The following is a 17833-nucleotide window of genomic DNA, read 5'->3' on the forward strand; positions in this document are numbered from 1 at the left end:
GGCCATGCGTCCACCAACAAACTGAACCTAAACGCTGAAGGAAGAGCCGCAACCGCAGGTGCTCTTCACCGCGGCGTTCTCGAACTTGAAGCCCGCGGCCTCAAGCGTCTCGACATAGTCCACCTGGCAATTGCTGAGATAGGCAGCCGAGGTAGCATCGACAAACACCTTTAGATCGTCGAACTTATAGACCTTGTCCATCATGCCGCTCTGGTTCTCGAACGACATCGAATACTGGAATCCCGAACATCCGCCGCCAACCACACCGATCCGCAGTCCCGCAGGGACGGGATCCTGTGTCGCCATAATCTCCTTCACCTTCGTGATAGCGGAAGGTGTCAGATTCACCGGCGCATTCGAGGTAGGCGCTCCAGTAACGACTTCAGCAGAAGGGGTAACGGTTGCAGTGGACATCGGGCAAATCTCCTTAGTTACTAGTCTACTCCACAGTCGTGCCCGCTACCAGAGTGGCAGGCACCTGCGAATAGGATGCGCCTCCGGCCGCTCGGATGCAGAAAAGCTGCACAAAACGCAAAAACCGCTCCGTCTGTCGTCGGGTATCATCCAATGATGATGCGCCCGCTACTCTTCCTGTCGAATGCCTTCATTAACACCTTTGGCATCACCCAGCCATCGCAAAAGGACGAGCGCCGCACCGCCTGGTTTATCGCGATCATGCTGATCCTTGTCATTGCTGCGGTGGCAACAGTCGCAGCCGTCGTGCTTCACGTGGCCTTCCGCCACTAGATCTCCTAGACCTCAGAGCCCATCTTCGGTTCGATTTTCGGCCCGATTTCCACTACGAAAAATCTTGCATCCTTCCTCTGATTCAGGCGTATGATGCCCTCGGAAGCCTTAGTGCTACCCTCCGAGCCCCCAACCGGACCCGCCCCGTACACCCAGGTTTCCCATAACCGGACCCCTTCTCAAAGGGCGGAGGAAATACGCTATGAGCTACCTTCCTGTTTTGCTCATCGTCTGGGCTGCAGTCGCAGCCTGCTTCCTGGCGCTGCTCGCCTATCGCGGCCAGCTAACCCGTTACGAGGAGGACCAGCTCTTCCTCGGAGACACCCACTCCAACGAGCAGGACGAACAAACGGAGATCATCCGCAAGGTCAACAAGATCAGACCTATGGTTAACCTCTTCGGCTACGCCGCAGCCCTGATGACCATCGGCATCGTCGGCCTCTTCACCTACGACGCCTGGCAGCACCTGCGCTAGCTCTCTGCCGTCTCTTCACTGGCCGGCCCTGTTCCACCGACAGGGCCAGCTCAGTGCCTTGATCCTTGTATCCATTCTGCCAACAACCTGCCGCTACTTTTCGCTGTCCAGCATCGCCATCTGGTGTGGGTCACAACGGCTTCCTGCGATCTCGCCGCTGGTACAGCCGCCTCCAGCCGCGCAATCTCCTCTGCCGATAGCCGCGCACCTCACTGCGAGCATCTCATCCTCCATGAGTATGAGCACGTCGAAGCCCGATCCCACCAAGCACCAAGTCGAGGACCCTATCCCCGATCCTGAGCCTGCCAGCCCGTCCCTCGACGAGCCCGATCCCGGCGTCTTCCGCCACTCCCCTCCAAAGCCTGCTCCGCCAAAGCCATAGCTGCCATATTTACTATCCTGTAACCACCAGAATCTGCTTCTTTCAGTAAACTGACCATGAAAACAAGACCCATGAACCTGTTCATCCTCCGCCACGCGAGCGCTGGAACCCGCCGCCCGAACCCGCTTCTCGACGTCAAACGGCCACTCGATAAAGACGGCAAGCGTCATTGCCTCCAGCTCGCCTACGTCCTGAACGCAATGGACATCCAGTTCGACCTCATCGTTTCGAGCAATCTCAAGCGCAGCCTGCAGACCGCCTCTCTCGTCGGCACCGAGATGGGCTACGAGTCCCCGATTCAAATCTCCAAAGCGCTTGCACCCGAGGCCACGGCCCGCGACTTCCAGCACCTGCTCCACGAGTGCCGTGACCGCGAAAACGTCCTCTTTGTCGGCCACAACCCCAATATCAACATCTTTCTGGGCTCGCTGCTCGTACCGGTTTCTACCCACGCCACCGCTCAGGTGCGCCTGCGCAAGGGTTCGATCGCGCGACTTTCGCTCACCCGTGGCCCGGCGACGCTCCAGTGGCTGCTCGACCCTCGCACCGTCCGCGCCCTCTACGCCACTTCGACCAAGAGCTCCCGTCGAAAGACATCAAAAAAGTAGCTCGCCTCTTTCCTCAGCGACCACGCTTCCAGCTCCGCTCCACCGCGTCCCGGAACCAGCTCCAGCACCACACGCTTGGGATAGACGTGTACCCGCATCCGCACCACAGCGCTGGCCCTGTCCTGATTCAACGCCACCGCCAGCCGCAGCAATGCCACCGCGCGCCGCACATGCTCAAGCTCCAAAGGAATTGTTCGCATCGGCCGGTCGGTCACATCCGGCCGCGTCTTGCCGAGGTAGCGCGCAATCGCACTTACGATGGACCTCTGCTCCGGCGAAAATCCAAAGATCTCCGAGTTCGCAATGATGTACTGCGTGTGACGATAGTGCCCCTGGTGGTTCATGAACTTGCCGACATCGTTCATCATGGCCGCCGACTCCAGCCATAGCCTGTACTCCTCCGGCAGCCCATGCACCCGCGCCAGCGAATCGAAGAGCTGCACCACATGCTGCCGCACCGGCTCGACATTCTTTAGCTGGACCCCATATCTTTGGCAAACCTCAAGAACTCCGGTCCACCGCTCGTCCTCTATCTTCCGATGCACCGAGGTCCGCAGGTCCGACTCCGCCAGCATCTGCGCCAGCATCCCGTCCCGCAACCCAAGCGGAGAGTAACGAAACCCCTTCAACCCCATACGCTCCAGCAAACTCGCATAGACCAGCGCGCCGCCGACGATAATCTCCGACCGTCGCGGCCCGATTCCCGGCACCGCCTCGCGCTGCGCATTGTTCATCTTCAGCAGCTTGTCGGCGAGCGTCCTTACATCTGCTGTGGTCGCCTCATTCGGCTTCAGCCGCACAAACTTTTTTGGAGCGGACTTCTTCACCGGCAGTTTTTTCGCCATGGCCACACTGGCCTCTGCCAGCGCCGCCGCCGTCCCCGAGGTGGCAATCACCAGTCCTACCCGCGGCAGGCCTAGTTTCTTCTCGCCACGCTTTAACTCGCGGTCGATATACTGCTTCAGCCGCGCCACCTCCTCCTTTGCCGGAGGATCGGTCGGCAAAAACTCCTGCTGCAGCCGCACCGCGCCCAGCGACAGGCTCACCATCGACTTGATCCTGCCGCCATCGGATACCGTTACCTCGCAGCTTCCACCACCCAGATCGATCAGCAGGCACTTCCCTTTCGCGCCCGCCTCGTGGGTGACCACGCCCAGGTGAATCAGCCGCCCTTCTTCGAGGCCGGAGATGACCTCCACGTCCCATCCCGTCGCAGACTTCACCCACTCCGTAAACGCCGCGGCATTCCGCGCATCGCGCATGGCGCTGGTCGCCACCACGCGAACCTTGTCCACCGCATGAAGCTGCACCGCCTTATAGAACCGCTTGAGCGCCCGAATCGTCACCGACATCGCCTCCGGCGAGATCGACCCGGTCTGAAACACGCTCTCCCCCAGCCGCGTCACCTCGCGGTCTTCGTGCAGCGTCTTCAGCCGGTGCATATGCACCGAGGCAATCTTCAACCGGCACGAATTCGACCCAATATCGACTGCGGCAAACGTAGGCATCGCTCTTCACACACCTCAAACCAAAAATCACCCAACACAAGCAAGATACATCCCCGCACAGCTTCTCTCCTCGCACTTCCTTTTTGGTGCCGTCTCTTTCCATCCCCCAATGCACGTCATCTCGACCGGAGCGAAGCGCAGTGGAGAGGCCCCTGTATTTCGTCTTTGCCCCAGCCTTCATGTGCTCAACAATTTATGCTTACAAAGGCACTCAAAATTCATGACCAACCAAACTCTCTCCGCAACACCCGCCCGTCTCTCTTTCAACCCCGCCGATACTCCCCGCCGCTCCACCGCCGTCGCCATCCTCCTTGGCCTCTGGCTGGTCATCTTCTTCGCATCCCTCTTCGCTCCGCCGCTGCTCGACGACGCCGACGCCACCCACGCCAACGCTGCCCGCCACATCGCCCTCACCGGCGACTTCGTCACCCTGCACGTCAACGGCATCCGCTATCTCGAAAAGGCGCCGCTTCCCTACTGGCTCGACGCGCTCAGCTTCCGCATCTTCGGCTTCAACACCTTCGCCGCGCACTTCCCCCAGGCCATCGCAGTCCTCCTGCTCGCTCTCATCGGCTTCCACTGGGCAAGCCGCGCCTTCGGCAACCGTACCGCCTTTTACACTGGCCTCGGAATCCTCACCTCCATCGGGGTCTTCCTCTTCACCCGTATCTATATCCCCGAAGTCCTGCTTACCCTCTTCCTCTGCACCTCTCTCTACTGCCTACTCCGCTGCCTCCAATCCTCTGAACCAAACATTGTCTCCTCCACCGAAGCGCCGAAAAAGCACGTCATCTCGACCGAAGCGAAGCGCAGTGGAGAGACCCCTGTATTTTCTTTTCCCTCCGCCACCTACGCCTACCTCATGTGGGCTTCGCTGGCTCTGGCTGTCCTCTCCAAGGGCCTCGTAGCCATCGTCTTCCTCCTCGGCACAGCCATCGTCTACCTTGCGCTCACCGGCGACTACAAAAACTGGCGCGCCCTCAAGCCCTTCACCGGAACCCTCCTCTTCCTCGCCATCGCCGCGCCGTGGCACATCCTTGCCGGGCTGCGCAACACCAACGGAATGAACGGCCACGGCTTCTTCTGGTTCTACTTCGTCAACGAGCACTTCCTCCGCTTCCTCGGCAAGCGCTTCCCCAAGGACTACAACAAGCTCCCCGGCTATCTCTTCTGGTCGCTGCACATCGTCTGGCTCTTCCCGTGGAGCCTCTTCGGGGGCGCCCTCATCGTGCAGGCCTACCGCGCCTTCAAGCGTTATGCCGGGGCAAACCCCTTCTTTCAAACGCAAAATTTCTTCTGGCAGCCGTTCGCAGTCGCTATCGCCGGGATCTTCCTTAGAGATGCGGAGCACATCCCATACCTCTTCACCGTCTTCGTCGCGCTCGCGCTCTTCCTGATCCAGGCCTTGTACCACCGGCAAAAGGTCTCTCCCGTCCCCACACCTTTGCTCGGAGTGACGACCTTCCAGCAAAGCACCACGCTCATCCTCACGCTCTACTCCGTCCTGGTCCTCGTCTTCTTCTCCATCTCGACCAATCAGGAGTACTACACCTTCCCCGTCTACCTCGCCATTCTTCTGCTCGTCGCCGTCGCCCTCACCCACGCCGAAGACACCTTCGCCACCGACAAATCCTCCCGCCGCTGGATCATCTTCGCCCACGTCGCCTTCATGCTCATCGGCTTTGCCGTAGCCATCGCCCTCGTCTCCGGTCTTTGGAGCTCCCGCCATCTGCCCTTCGTCCCCGACATAGGAGACCTCCTCGCCCACCGCGACGTCGGCAACTACACCCTCTCCATGTCGCACTTCTTCGACCTCACCGACGCCTCGTTCGCCGCCCTGCGCCTGCCCGCCGCCCTCGCCGCCATCACCTTCTGCCTCGGCCCCGCCATCGCATGGATGCTGCGCGCAAAAAAGCGCCACCTCGCCGCGACAACGACCATCGCCCTTACCTCCACCGTCTTCCTCATCGCCGCTCACATCGCCTTCGTGCGCTTCGCTCCGATGCTCTCTTCCAAAAAAGTCGCCGACAAGATCCAAACCCTCGAAGCCACCGGGGCCATCTCCCGCGACAACACCGTTCTCCTGTACGGCGACCAGGCCTACGGCTCGTCGATCCCCTTCTACCTTGGGCGGCAGGTCGATCTCGTCGAAGGCCGTTCCACCTCCATGCTCTTCGGCTCCTACTTTCCCGACGCGCCGCACATCTTTCTCAGCAACGCCGATCTGCTCAAGATCTGGGGAACCGGGGACCGCAAACTTCTCTTTGTCCCGCTCGAAAAGCGCGATAACGTAGACCAGCTCCTCGGCACCAACAAAATCCTCCTGCAGGAGACCTCCGGCAAGGCGCTCTACACCGACCGCCCCCTCAACCAGCCAAGTCTTCAAACCCACCCATAGACCGGGTGCCCCATGTCCCGCTTCTGGGACATGGGCCTTCACACAAAGGGCGAACCGCTCCCACCAAATCCAACAAGTCACCTCCGGCAACCTAATCCGCCATTACCCCAAAGCACGAGTGAACGAAACCATTACCCAATCCGCCACCACCCGCCGCTGGAGCCCCCTCTCCATCGCCATCCTTACTGTCACCTGGCTCATCCTCCAGATTGGCGGGCTCTTCACCCCCGGCCTGCTCGACGATGTCGACTCGATCTATATCGAGATCGCCCGCGAGATGCTCCGCCGCCACGACTTCGTCACCCCCTACATCAACGGCATCCGCTTCTTCGACAAGCCGCCGCTCATGTACTGGATGGCCGCCGGCTCCATGCATCTCTTCGGCGTCCACGACTGGGCTGCCCGCCTTCCGCTCGCCCTCGCCGTGCTCGCCCTGCTGTTGGCCGTCTACGCGCTCGGCATCCGCCTCTTCGCGGAGATATCCCTTATTGCCCACCCCGACCGAGGAGGCTTCTACGCCGCGCTCGCCATGGCCACCAGCATCGGCCCCTACCTCTACACCCGCTTCTACATCCCCGACATTCTGCTCGCCTTGTGGATGACGCTCGCCGTCCACCTCTTCCTGATCGCGCTCGACCGCATCAAGCTCGCACCACCTCAAAATCAAACACAAAACCGGATGCCCCATGTCCCGCTTCTGGGACATGGGTTTTCAGCAAAATCCCCGCTCCTCCCTTGCCTCGCCTTCGCCGCCGTCATGGCCCTGAACGTCCTCACCAAAGGCCTCATCGGTCTCATCTTCCCCATCGCCTTCGTCTTCCTCTACCTTGCCTTCACAAAGCAGCTCCGCCTCCTCACCCGCTTCCATCTCCTATCAAGCACCGCCGTCTTTCTCGCCATCGCCGCTCCATGGCACATCCTCGCGGCCCTGCGCACCCCGGCCATCGCACTCCCCACCGGCCTCGGTCTGCCCGCCACCGGAGGCTGGGCCTGGTTCTATCTCTACAACGAGCACATCGCCCGCTTCCTTGGCCACCGCATCCCCCACGACTATGGCCAGGTCCCGATCCCTCTCTTCTGGCTGCTCACCGCCATCTGGATCATGCCCTGGGCCACCTTCCTGCCCGGCGCTCTGGCAGAGGACCTTCGCATCCTCCGTGGCAAAATCAGCACCACAGCACGCCAGCACGAAGCCGCCCTGTCTCTCCTCCTGTGGCCTCTGGTAGTTCTAGGCTTCTTCACCCTCTCCAGCCGGCAGGAGTACTACGGCCTCCCCGCTCTGCCAGCCTTGGCGCTGATCGCCGCTGCCCTACTCACACGCGCCGATGTCTATGCTGCCACCCCAAATAACGTCATCTCGACCGGAGCGAAGCGAAGTGGAGAGACCCCTGTATTTCGTCTTTCTCCGCAAGACACCAAGGCACACAACAGCGCCCTCAACTGGTCCCTGTATTTCCTTTTGCCTCTCGCCACCGCCGCCGCCATCATCTGCAGCTACTTCGCCATCACCGCGCCCCACCCGGCTCCCGGCACCGACATCGCCTCCCTGCTGGCCGCGAACCCTCGCTTCTACAACCTCTCTCTCGGCCACCTCTTCGACCTGACCGGAGCCGCCATGGGTCTCTTCCGTGGTCCGCTGACGGCAGTAGCTCTCAGCATGATCGCGATCGGCCTCGGCAGCTACCTGCTGCGCCGCAGAGGCCGCACTTTTGCCGCCAACCTCACCCTCGCCGCTGGCATGATCGTGACGCTTCTGGCCGCACACGTCGGCCTCGCTCGCTTCTACCCGATCCTCGGCTCAAAAGGACTCGCCGAAGCCATCAACGCGGACCATCCCACCCCCAACGACCTCATTATTCTGGACGGCGAACTGACCTCCGGCTCGACGCTGGTCTTCTACACCCAGCAACAGATTCACCTCGTCGATGGCCGCGTCAACGGCCTCTGGTACGGCAGCTTCTGGCCCGATGCACCCCATATCTTCGAGACCGAATCCACGCTGCGACAGCTATGGGCCAGCCCGCGGCGCGTCTTCCTCTTCACCTACAAGCCCGAAGCGCGCATCGAAGACCTGACTCCGTACGCACCCGTCCACACCCTCGCCGCCGCCGGAGGCAAGACCGTCCTGACCAACCGCTAGAGACCTACCAAATCCGCAGCCTGCGCAGTGACAGACGATTTCGATTGCGCGCCGGAACCAATCCGAGTTCTGTGACCAGTTCAGATAACTGCAACTGCCCGCGCTCGCTCAATCTCACAAAAGAGATTCCAATCAGCCCCGGCCTTGGCCTGTCGACAAAGGTGACCTCGCCCAACATGCGCAAGGCGACTCCCTTCATCTGCACGGCCAGCTCAATCGCTGACCCCTGCGAGACATAGACGGGCGACCGCAGCTCGATCAGACATCCGCTAAGACTCAGATCGATGATCCGGCCCGACCGCACAATGCCGGGCATCCGATGCAGCTTCACCTGCCCAAAGCAGAGATAGCGCGCTTCCTTCCGGCGTTCCTGCAACTCCATCCTCGATATATCGACAGAAAGTGGCGACGATCTTAGCCGCACCCTGCACTCGCAGCTCGCAGCTCGCAGCTCGCATAGAAAACTACTTCGGTGCCTCCACCCTGCCGCCGTCCTTGAGCCGATAAATCTTCCCCCTATAGTAGAAGCGGTCGCCCCCGTAGCTTCCCAGCCACAGGATGCTTCCGAGCAGGTCCCGTATCGGGTAGAGCATCGTTCCCCGCACCCAGTCCGGATCGCCCATCACCCGCAGAATCGCCCCAGCCTGCATCCAGCGCTGCACCACCATCCACGAGAGCCAGAGCAGCCCTACTACCGCATGGCCACTCAACAGCCCCCACAGCAGGCCCAGCAGGCCAAAGGGCATGGCAAACGTCAGCCCGCTGCCCAGATGGCCCCACGGACGCGACCGCCGCGTGCTCTGCATCCAGCGCAACTGGTTGCGGAACGACAGCCCGAACGGCGTGTCCTGCACCATCAGGCGAATGATGTGCGTCGCCATCTGCACGCCGGTTCCCTGCGCCGCCAGCCGGTTGCCCAGCACAAAGTCATCGGCATAGAACTGGCCCAGCTCCTCGAAGCCGCCTGCCTCCTGGAACGACTTTTTGCGCACCGCCATGGTCGCCCCCAGAGCGAACTTCGTTCCCTCCAGCATGTCCGCCACCAGAACGCCCGAGGTCATCTCCACGCTCTTGCCCACCGCGTCCAACTGCGCCGAAAACCCAGCCGAAGCGCCGCCATCCACCGTTCCCAGATACACGCACGAAGCCAGCCCGACATGCGGGTCCTTGAGGTTCTGCACCATGCGCCGCAGATAATCTCGCGTTACCCGGACATCTGCATCGCTGGTGATATACAGCTCGTGCCGCGCCACCGAATCCAGCTTGGCCAGCGAGTACACCTTCGCGTTATGAAACTTCGGCTGAGGCTCGCCGCAGGTCACAAACTTCGCATCGACATGGGGATAACGCTCGGCCACCCGCCGCGCCAGCCGCAACCCTTCGTCGGTGTCATGCCGGGCACAAAACAACAACTCGAACTCGGGATAGTCCTGCTCGAAGAACGATTCGAGGTTGCGTTCCATCCCCGGCTCGGTGCCATGCAGCGGCTTCAACACGCTCAAGGGGGGCAAAAATGTAGTCTCTGCGGCATCTTCCCGCCGCTTACGCAAGCCGAAGCGTGCCGCCGCCGCCATCACCATCAGGCAGTAGATCGTAGACGTCACCGAGCCGACGAGCGCGACCCAAAACAAGATATGAAGCAGAAGACTCATCTCACCCTTGCGAAACCCTGATTAACACGCAGTCTTCAAGTTTATCGCAGTGATGGTTGAAGTAGTTCTTTTGTCGGCGAAGAAGTGCGCGCCGCATCTCGACCAGCCCACGCGCCACAACCGCACATCATCTCGAATCATCTCGCTCACCGCAACCGCACGTCATCTCGACCGGAGCGCAGCGTAGTGGAGAGACCCCTGTATTTCTCCGTCCTCCGGCAGGGCTACTTCTTCTTCCCCACCTTCGCCGTCTTTACCAAAACCGTCTTCACTGAAGCCGTCTTTACCGAAACCACCTTCACCGGAACCACCATCGGACGCCGCATAGGCACCAGCCCCGATCCCGGGTCCTGTTGCTGCTGCATGCGCGACAGCATCTCCGTCCGCACATAGTCGACGAACCCCTGCATCTGGCGGTTCATCTCCTCCATGCGCTCGCGCATCTGCAACACGATGGCGATACCGGCAATATTCACGCCAAGGTCGCGTGCCAGGTTCAGAATGAACTCCAGCCGCTCCAGGTCCTCGTCGGTATAGAGCCGCGTATTGCCCTCACTGCGCGAAGGCCGCAACAATCCCTCCCGCTCGTAAAGACGCAGCGTCTGCGGATGAATCTCATACATCTCCGCCACCGACGAAATCATGTACGCGCCCTTGCTCTTCCGCTTCGTAGCCATCTCACAACCTCGAAAATTTAAACGTCAGCAAACAACCCGGTCCGCGGATCGTCGGGATTCAACTTCGCCAGCTCCCGCAGTATCTCTTTACTCCGTTCATCCTGCACCTTCGGCACCACGACCTTCACTTCTACGATCTGGTCGCCGCGAGTGCCTTCGCGAGCAGCGCTCTGCACGCCCTTCTCACGCAGCCGCAGCTTCTGCCCCGCCTGCGTCCCCGGTGGAATCTTCAACTGCGTCCGTCCGTCAATCGTAGGCACCTCGATCTTCGCGCCCAGTGCCGCCTCCGTCACTGTAACCGGGACAGTTACATAGATATCGTCGCCGTTGCGGCTGAAAACCGGATTCGTCCCGGCCTTGATAATCAGAAACAGATCCCCCGCAGGGCCGCCGTGCATCCCGGCGTTGCCCTTGCCCGCCAGCCGAATCCGCTGACCGTCGCGCGTTCCCGGCTTGATGCGGAACTCCAGCGGCTCGCGCTTGATGACGACACCGGCGCCATCGCAGGTCTTGCAGGAGTTCTGTATCTTGCCTGTGCCGCCGCACTGCGGGCACTGGATGTTGAACTTCATCCGGCCACCCATCTGCGTCACCTGCCCGCTGCCGTGGCACTCCGGGCACTCGATGCTGCCGCCGGTCGTTGACTTCCCTTTGCAGCTTGGGCAGACCTCCTGCCGCTGAATCTCCAGCCGGGTCACACCGCCGCGCACCGCCGTCCAGAAATCGACGCTCACCTGATACTCAAGGTCCGTTCCCGGCTGCGGCCCGCGCTGCTGTGCCTTCTGCCCACCGCCGGTGAACATGCCACTAAAGATGTCCTTGAAGCTGCCGCCAAATCCGCCGCTCGACTCCTGCTGCCCCCCACGAGCGCCGCCCTGAAAGTCCGAGAAGTCGAATCCTCCAAAATCGAACGGAACCTCCTGCCCGGCACCGCCACTCGTACGCGCCCGTCCACCGCCCGGAGCGCCCGTAAATCCGCCGCCGTAGCCGCCGCGTGCCGCAGCCTCAGCCGCCGCCGGATCGATGTTGTCGGAGTAGAAGCCGAACTGGTCGTAGATCTTGCGCTTCTTGTCGTCGCTCAAAACATCGTTCGCCTCGGAGATCTCCTTGAACTTCTCCTCGGCCTTCTTATCGCCCGGATTCACGTCCGGATGATATTTGCGCGCAGCTTTCCTGAACGCCTTGCGAATGTCATCCGACGTCGCCGTCTTCTTCACGCCCAACGTGCCGTAATAATCTTTTGTCTGTGTCGCCATAATCTCTCTTCAGCCTCTTCCATTCTGCAACAGCGCGCGCCCCGCGCACCTCGAAATCTGATTACTTCTCCTGCTTATTCCCCTTGCTTATCCCAGGCTGGCATGTTGGACACCAGAACAGGTTCCGTCCCGCCATCACCTGCGTCAAAATCTTCGTCCCGCAGACAAAGCACTCTCTGCCCTGCCGCCGATACACATAGTGCGCTTCTTCCTTTAAAACCTTGCCCCTTCGGTGAGGGCGGTCCGAGGCCCTGGTCGTGACGATACGCCGGTCGACCATTCCCGCCTTCATCAGAATCCCCGCATCCTTCCATATCGACCGCAACAGCTTCTCCTGCACCTCGCTGCCCGGAGTAAACGGATTCAGCCTCGCTCGATAGAGCAGCTCCGCGCGATAGATATTGCCAATCCCTGCCGCTACCGCCTGATCCATCAGCAAAGCGCCAATCGCCTTCTTGCTCTTGCGAATCTTCTCCATCGCCCGCTCCGGCCCATCGCCGTTGAGAGGATCGGGGCCCAGCCGCTTCAGCAGCTTCTCCCACATCGCCTGCGTGTAAACCGAGCAGTCCATCGGCCCGCGCAACTCAACCCACGCAACCTTCTCCGGAGCGACATGCCCCGTGCCATCGTCCTCCGAGTACCAGCCATGCCTCTTACTTACACCTGGCTCGGCCGGACGCTTTACAGCAGCAGCATTCCACATCCGCAGCCGCAGCGCTCCACGCACCTCAGGCAACGGCCCTGAGCCCTCCGTGAAATCTCCCTGCAAACCAAGATGCACATGCAGAATCCGGTCCCTGCCAAAGTCGTAACCCAGATGCTTGCCGACGGCCATGACGCGCACCAGCTTTCGCCCGTCGATTACCGCCGCATCGGTAAACCGACCCTGCGGCCCATCGATCTTCACCGGCCTTCCGGCAAACGCCGCCGCGTGCCGCTCGGCCCATCGGTGTATCTCGTTTCCTTCCGGCATGGATTTCGGTCGCCTCTCTGGCAAAATCTCGCAAACACGAACAATGGCGACGGCGCTGGTCAACCACCAGAACAACCGTCGCCACTGCTATCTACTGAACGCTGAAACTACAACGTACTGAATTTCTTTAGTTCCAGACCTGGCTGGCTTCAATCGCCTCGATCGAAAATGTCTGGTCCGGTTCCATCTGCTGCATCCGCTGCATAAACTGTTCTGCCTCGGCCTTGGTATCGAACATCATGCGGTTGTACAGTTGTCCCGCCCTCACCTGATCGCATCTCCACATGGTCTCGGTCATCGCTTTCCCTCCAAGCAATCGATTGAGCTCCAGTTTCTCCAGCCAAACCACGTCCGCGTATCTGTCTTCCTCGCTTCTATTCACTTCAACACCTTTCCTGGTAATAAGACGCACTCTACACGTCAAAGATTCCAATGAGGCCGGATAAAGCAAGAGGGGCATCCCAGACGGTACACCCCTCTTTTCTACTTCTTATACGCAACAGCAACCTCTATGGATTACTTACTGCTTATTCAATCCTGTTCCTTGATGCCTTTACTTCTTTTCATCGACATCGACATACTCTGCATCGATGACGCCCTCGTCCTTCTTCGGCTCTTCGGTAACGCCCTCGGCAGCCGTCGCACCATCGGTCTGCGGCGCAGCAGCGGCAGCCTTGTACATCGCCTCGGCCAGCTTGTGGCTTACGCCCGTCAGCCTGTCCTTGGCCGCGTTCAGCTCGGACGCATCCGGCGTTCCCGCCAGCGTGGTCTTGGCTTCGGCCAAAGCCGTCTCGACCTCGGTCTTGTCCGACTCCGCAACCTTGTCGCCGGCGTCCTTCACCATCTTCTCGACGTTGTACACCAGCGAGTCCAGACCGTTGCGCGCCTCAACTGCATCGCGCTGTTCCTTGTCCTCGGCCGCGTGAGCCTCGGCGTCCTTCGCCATCCGCTCAACCTCTTCCTTGCTTAGACCTGAAGAACTCGTAATCGTAATCTTCTGGTCCTTGCCGGTCGCGTTGTCCTTCGCCGTAACGTTCAGAATGCCGTTAGCGTCGATGTCGAACGTCACCTCGATCTGCGGCACGCCACGCGGAGCATTCGGAATCCCGCCCAGCTTGAACTTGCCCAGTGTCCGGTTCTGCGCCGCCATCGGGCGCTCGCCCTGCAACACATGAACCTCAACCTCAGTCTGGTTATCGGCTGCCGTCGAGAACGTCTCCGACTTCTTCGTCGGAATCGTCGTATTGCGAGTGATCATGCCGGTCGCCACGCCGCCCATCGTCTCAATCGAGAGAGTCAGCGGAGTCACGTCGAGCAGCAGCAGGTCCTTCACCTCGCCCGCCAGAACGCCAGCCTGAACCGCCGCGCCGATGGCAACGACTTCATCCGGATTGACGCCCTTGTTGGGCTCCTTGCCGAACAGGTCCTTCACCAGTTGCTGGATCTTCGGCATACGCGTCTGACCGCCAACCAGAACCACTTCGTCGATCTTGCTGGCGTCGATGCCCGCGTCCTTCAGCGCCTGCTTGCACGGCCCAATCGACCGCTGCAGCAGATCGTCAACCAGCGACTCCAGCTTCGCCCGCGTCAGCTTACGCACCAGGTGCTTCGGCCCGCTCGCATCGGCAGTGATGAACGGCAGATTGATCTCCGTCTCCTGCGCCGTCGACAGCTCGATCTTCGCGCGTTCCGCAGCGTCCTTCAGACGTTGCAACGCCATCTCGTTGCCCTTCGAGGTCAGGTCAAGCCCGGTCTCGGTCTTGAACTCCGCGATGAGCCAGTCCACAATGCGCTGGTCGAGATTGTCGCCACCAAGATGCGTATCGCCATTGGTCGACTTCACCTCGATCACGCCCTCGCCAACCTCAAGAATCGAGACGTCGAACGTACCGCCGCCAAAGTCATAGACCGCAATCGTCTCGTCCTTCTTCTTGTCGAGGCCATAGGCCAAAGCAGCCGCCGTCGGCTCGTTCACAATGCGCTTGACGTCAAGCCCGGCAATCTTTCCGGCATCCTTGGTCGCCTGCCGCTGGGCGTCGTTGAAGTAAGCCGGAACCGTAATGACGGCCTCCGTCACAGAATGTCCCAGGTAATCCTCCGCGGCCTTCTTCAGCTTCTGAAGAATCATCGCCGAGACCTCAGGCGCGGTGTACTCCTTGCCCTGCGCCACGACTGCAATGTTGTCGCCCTTCGCGACGACCTTGTAGGGCACCATCTTCATCTCATCGCCCACTTCGTTCAGGCGGCGACCCATGAAGCGCTTGATCGAATAGATCGTGTTCTCGGGGTTCGTAATCGCCTGGCGTTTGGCCACCTGGCCGACCAGCCGCTCCCCGCTCTTCGTGAACGCCACAACGGAAGGCGTCGTCCGTCCACCCTCTTCGTTGGGAATCACCTTAGGCTCGCCGCCTTCCATCACGGCGACGCAGGAGTTCGTGGTTCCCAGATCGATACCAATAATCTTTGCCATATAGAAATCCTCATTCCGGGCCCACGGCCCATTCACATGTGCGACTGTTCCAGAATCTCACCTTGAGTCACTTACTGTCAACCTATCTGATGCGCCAAGAAGCATGAAGTTGCGTCATCTTACCCTAATTTCGATGCGTCCAGCCCTCTCTGCGCCCACGAGAATCACATCTTTATTTTAAATAGGACTAAACTTGTCGGATATCAAAATTTTATGTAAAAAGAAGAGATGGCACGAAAGCACGTCTTCCTCCACTACACCCGCTACACTCACCTCTACCTGGGCGTCTTCATCGCACCGGCGCTGCTCTTCTTCGCCTTCACCGGAGCCCTCCAGACCTTCAGCTTCCACGAGACCACCCGCGGCAGCTCCTATAAGCCACCCGCCTGGATCGCCACCCTCGCCCAGATCCACAAAAAGCAGACCATGACGGTCCCAGTCCGAAAGCTTCCGCCATCCACGCCGCAATCCGCAGGCACCCGGTCCGACAAGCCAGACAAGATGGAAAAGGCCCAGCCATCGGCTATTCTGGCTAAACCACACAACCCTTTACCTTTAAAGCTGTTCTTCCTTGTGGTCTCGATTGGCCTCTTCCTCTCCACCGTCTCCGGCCTGTACATGTCCTACCGCTACAGCCGCAACCGCAAACTCATCACCGGCCTCCTGATCGCCGGAGTCATCATCCCCATAGCCCTGCTCTCCCTCTAAGAAACCTTAAAAACAAATCCAACGTCATCTCGACCGAAGGCGGCGCTTTTGCCGCCGTAGCGGAGAGACCCCTGTATTTGTCCTTGCTCTTGTCCTAATTGGCATTTGGACTTCAGGCATCGTTATGACATTTTTTTTGATGACCGGCCCCATACAATCGCTCCATGGCATCCCAGCCGGTCTTCACCCACACCGAACCCGATCTGCTCCCCATCCTCGACGAGCTACGACGCCGCGAACCCATCTTCCACACCCCTGAATTCGGCACTACCAACGCTGACTTCGAGCGCATGATGGCACCCGATTACTGGGAGGTAGGAGCCTCAGGCCGCCGCTACAGCCGGGACTTCATCCTCCGCTGGATGTCCGACGCTCCACCAGTCGATGCGGTCTTTGCAGGCTGGCAAAGCTCCGGCCATGCCCTCCGCCGCCTCGGCCCGGACACCTATCTCCTCACCTACACCCTGCGCCAGATCGAACGCCTCACCCGCCGAGCCACCATCTGGCAGAGCACAGCCGAGGGCTGGCGCATTCTCTACCATCAGGGCACAATCGTCACCGCCGAAGAGGACGACCTTCCGCCTGCCTCATAACAACTTCCCGAACACCACCCTCAAAAAGCCCAGCAAAAACACCTGTCAAGCCCTCCCGCAGTAAATATCTGGCGTTGTAGCTCCACAAGCAACACAAAATAAATGGTTTAGATCCGAAAAATAAACCTCCCAAAATTGCAAAACAGTTTTACCCCATCTTCTAAACTAGAAACAGTAGAAGAAAACCCAGAAGGCCCAGCGACAATGCTGGGCCTATCTCATTTAGAAACAATATTTTAGCCGTAAACCGTCAAGAATGAATATTTTGCAGGCACTTAACCCGCTAAGTCCAACGAATTGAATATTTTAGGATAAAAGTACCCCAGGGGGGTGGGGGCCTGAGAGATAAGTTCGACAGGCAGGTACTAACTGGAACCCTCCACTCCAGTCTCTCGTCACACCCGCACTTCTGCTGCTCTACAATCGTAGCGGCGGCCGCACGCTGTTCCGCCTGAGGTTCTACGCAACCATGTCTATTCCCGTGCTCTTCGCCATCGCCATTGTCGTCCTCTACCTGCTCAATTCCATCAAAATCCTCAAAGAATACGAGCGTGGAGTGATCTTCCGTCTTGGCCGTGTCATGGGAGCAGCCAAAGGTCCGGGCGTCATCCTGGTCTTCCGCCCGCTCGACCAGATCGTCCGCGTCAGCCTGCGTCAGGAAGCCATGGAAGTGCCGCCGCAGGACGTCATCACCCGCGACAACGTCACCCTCAAAGTAAACGCGGTCATCACCCTGCGCGTCATCGATCCGACCAAAACCGTGATCGAAGTCGCCAACTACGTTTACCAGACCTCGCAGTTCGCGCAGACCACCTTGCGCTCCGTCCTCGGCGAAGTCGAGCTAGACGAGCTGCTCGCGCATCGCGAAGCCTTGAACCAGCGCATCCAGACCATCATCGACGGTCACACCGCGCCCTTCGGCGTCAAGGTCGTCTCGGTCGAGGTCAAGCAGGTCGATCTGCCCGAATCGATGCTGCGAGCCATGGCCAAGCAGGCCGAAGCCGAGCGCGAGCGCCGCGCCAAGGTCATCCACGCCGAAGGCGAGTTCAACGCCGCCGCCAAGCTGGTCGAAGCCGCCGAGTTGATGGCGACCCAGCCCATGACCCTGCAACTGCGCTACCTGCAAACCCTCACCGAGATCGGCGTCGAGAAGAACACCACCATCGTCTTCCCGCTGCCGCTCGAGATGATGAACCTCCTCAATAAATCCATCATGTCCGCCGCGACACCGGAGAAGAAGGATTGA

Annotated in this window: 19 protein-coding genes; 10 read left to right on the forward strand and 9 right to left on the reverse strand. The window is 60.0% G+C overall.

Features of this window, described 5'->3' with window-relative positions; all coding sequences use genetic code 11:
• Positions 1-27: 27 nt before the first annotated feature.
• On the reverse strand, positions 28-414 hold the full coding sequence (locus GSQ81_RS04950) for an iron-sulfur cluster assembly accessory protein (protein WP_158909562.1): 387 nt from the start codon (positions 412-414) through the stop codon (positions 28-30).
• Positions 415-567: 153 nt separating this feature from the next.
• On the opposite strand from GSQ81_RS04950, the gene GSQ81_RS04955 reads away from it, so the two are divergent.
• The 4 genes from GSQ81_RS04955 to GSQ81_RS04970 all read left to right on the forward strand — a co-directional run bounded on the left by GSQ81_RS04955 (position 568) and on the right by GSQ81_RS04970 (position 2212).
• Positions 568-747: a hypothetical protein gene (locus GSQ81_RS04955; RefSeq protein ID WP_158909563.1), complete on the forward strand. Its 180-nt coding sequence runs from the start codon at positions 568-570 to the stop codon at positions 745-747.
• A gap of 202 nt (positions 748-949) precedes the next feature.
• Positions 950-1222, forward strand: coding sequence for a hypothetical protein (locus GSQ81_RS04960; RefSeq protein ID WP_158909564.1), 273 nt, complete (start codon positions 950-952; stop codon positions 1220-1222).
• 58 nt (positions 1223-1280) lie between these two features.
• Entirely contained in the window at positions 1281-1604 is a 324-nt protein-coding gene (locus tag GSQ81_RS19780; RefSeq protein ID WP_216846381.1) for a hypothetical protein, read from the forward strand.
• A gap of 56 nt (positions 1605-1660) precedes the next feature.
• Positions 1661-2212 (forward strand): histidine phosphatase family protein, encoded by a 552-nt coding sequence (locus GSQ81_RS04970; RefSeq protein ID WP_318523747.1) that lies wholly within the window; start codon positions 1661-1663, stop codon positions 2210-2212.
• Here GSQ81_RS04970 and GSQ81_RS04975 read toward each other — a convergent pair.
• Positions 2164-3720: a Ppx/GppA phosphatase family protein gene (locus tag GSQ81_RS04975; protein WP_158909565.1), complete on the reverse strand. Its 1557-nt coding sequence runs from the start codon at positions 3718-3720 to the stop codon at positions 2164-2166. The two genes, GSQ81_RS04970 and GSQ81_RS04975, sit on opposite strands and share 49 nt — an antisense overlap.
• Before the next feature lie 220 nt (positions 3721-3940).
• On the opposite strand from GSQ81_RS04975, the gene GSQ81_RS04980 reads away from it, so the two are divergent.
• A complete protein-coding gene (locus tag GSQ81_RS04980) occupies positions 3941-6118 on the forward strand; it encodes a glycosyltransferase family 39 protein (protein ID WP_158909566.1) in 2178 nt (725 codons plus the stop codon).
• A gap of 118 nt (positions 6119-6236) precedes the next feature.
• Positions 6237-8258, forward strand: coding sequence for a glycosyltransferase family 39 protein (locus GSQ81_RS04985; protein ID WP_254059994.1), 2022 nt, complete (start codon positions 6237-6239; stop codon positions 8256-8258).
• Between the two features lie 4 nt (positions 8259-8262).
• Here GSQ81_RS04985 and GSQ81_RS04990 read toward each other — a convergent pair whose 3' ends face one another.
• Both GSQ81_RS04990 and GSQ81_RS04995 read right to left on the reverse strand, forming a co-directional pair.
• Entirely contained in the window at positions 8263-8634 is a 372-nt protein-coding gene (locus GSQ81_RS04990; RefSeq protein WP_158909567.1) for a PilZ domain-containing protein, read from the reverse strand.
• A gap of 88 nt (positions 8635-8722) precedes the next feature.
• Positions 8723-9910, reverse strand: coding sequence for a glycosyltransferase (locus GSQ81_RS04995; protein WP_158909568.1), 1188 nt, complete (start codon positions 9908-9910; stop codon positions 8723-8725).
• A 52-nt stretch (positions 9911-9962) separates the two neighbouring features.
• Between GSQ81_RS04995 and GSQ81_RS20230 the strand changes: the two genes are divergently transcribed.
• On the forward strand, positions 9963-10097 hold the full coding sequence (locus GSQ81_RS20230) for a hypothetical protein (protein ID WP_256369655.1): 135 nt from the start codon (positions 9963-9965) through the stop codon (positions 10095-10097).
• Between the two features lie 37 nt (positions 10098-10134).
• On the opposite strand, the gene GSQ81_RS05000 is transcribed toward GSQ81_RS20230, so the two are convergent.
• From GSQ81_RS05000 to dnaK, 5 genes are all read right to left on the reverse strand, one after another.
• Positions 10135-10587: a helix-turn-helix transcriptional regulator gene (locus GSQ81_RS05000; protein WP_158909569.1), complete on the reverse strand. Its 453-nt coding sequence runs from the start codon at positions 10585-10587 to the stop codon at positions 10135-10137.
• Between the two features lie 17 nt (positions 10588-10604).
• The gene (locus GSQ81_RS05005; RefSeq protein ID WP_158909570.1) at positions 10605-11843 is read right to left on the reverse strand and encodes a DnaJ C-terminal domain-containing protein; all 1239 of its coding nucleotides are present in this window, start codon (positions 11841-11843) and stop codon (positions 10605-10607) included.
• Between the two features lie 61 nt (positions 11844-11904).
• The gene (locus GSQ81_RS05010; RefSeq protein WP_158909571.1) at positions 11905-12816 is read right to left on the reverse strand and encodes an Fpg/Nei family DNA glycosylase; all 912 of its coding nucleotides are present in this window, start codon (positions 12814-12816) and stop codon (positions 11905-11907) included.
• Positions 12817-12943: 127 nt separating this feature from the next.
• A complete protein-coding gene (locus GSQ81_RS05015) occupies positions 12944-13114 on the reverse strand; it encodes a hypothetical protein (protein WP_174237932.1) in 171 nt (56 codons plus the stop codon).
• Between the two features lie 255 nt (positions 13115-13369).
• On the reverse strand, positions 13370-15286 hold the full coding sequence (gene dnaK, locus GSQ81_RS05020; RefSeq protein ID WP_158909573.1) for a molecular chaperone DnaK: 1917 nt from the start codon (positions 15284-15286) through the stop codon (positions 13370-13372).
• A gap of 228 nt (positions 15287-15514) precedes the next feature.
• On the opposite strand from dnaK, the gene GSQ81_RS05025 reads away from it, so the two are divergent.
• The 3 genes from GSQ81_RS05025 (at position 15515) to GSQ81_RS05035 (ending at position 17833) form a co-directional block, all read left to right on the forward strand.
• Positions 15515-15994, forward strand: coding sequence for a PepSY domain-containing protein (locus GSQ81_RS05025; protein WP_158909574.1), 480 nt, complete (start codon positions 15515-15517; stop codon positions 15992-15994).
• 164 nt (positions 15995-16158) lie between these two features.
• Positions 16159-16587, forward strand: coding sequence for a DUF4440 domain-containing protein (locus GSQ81_RS05030; RefSeq protein ID WP_158909575.1), 429 nt, complete (start codon positions 16159-16161; stop codon positions 16585-16587).
• 469 nt (positions 16588-17056) lie between these two features.
• Complete coding sequence (locus GSQ81_RS05035; RefSeq protein WP_158909576.1) at positions 17057-17833, forward strand: slipin family protein; 777 nt, start codon at positions 17057-17059, stop codon at positions 17831-17833.

Origin of the sequence: Granulicella sp. L56 (assembly GCF_009765835.1) — a bacterium.
Lineage (GTDB): Bacteria > Acidobacteriota > Terriglobia > Terriglobales > Acidobacteriaceae > Edaphobacter.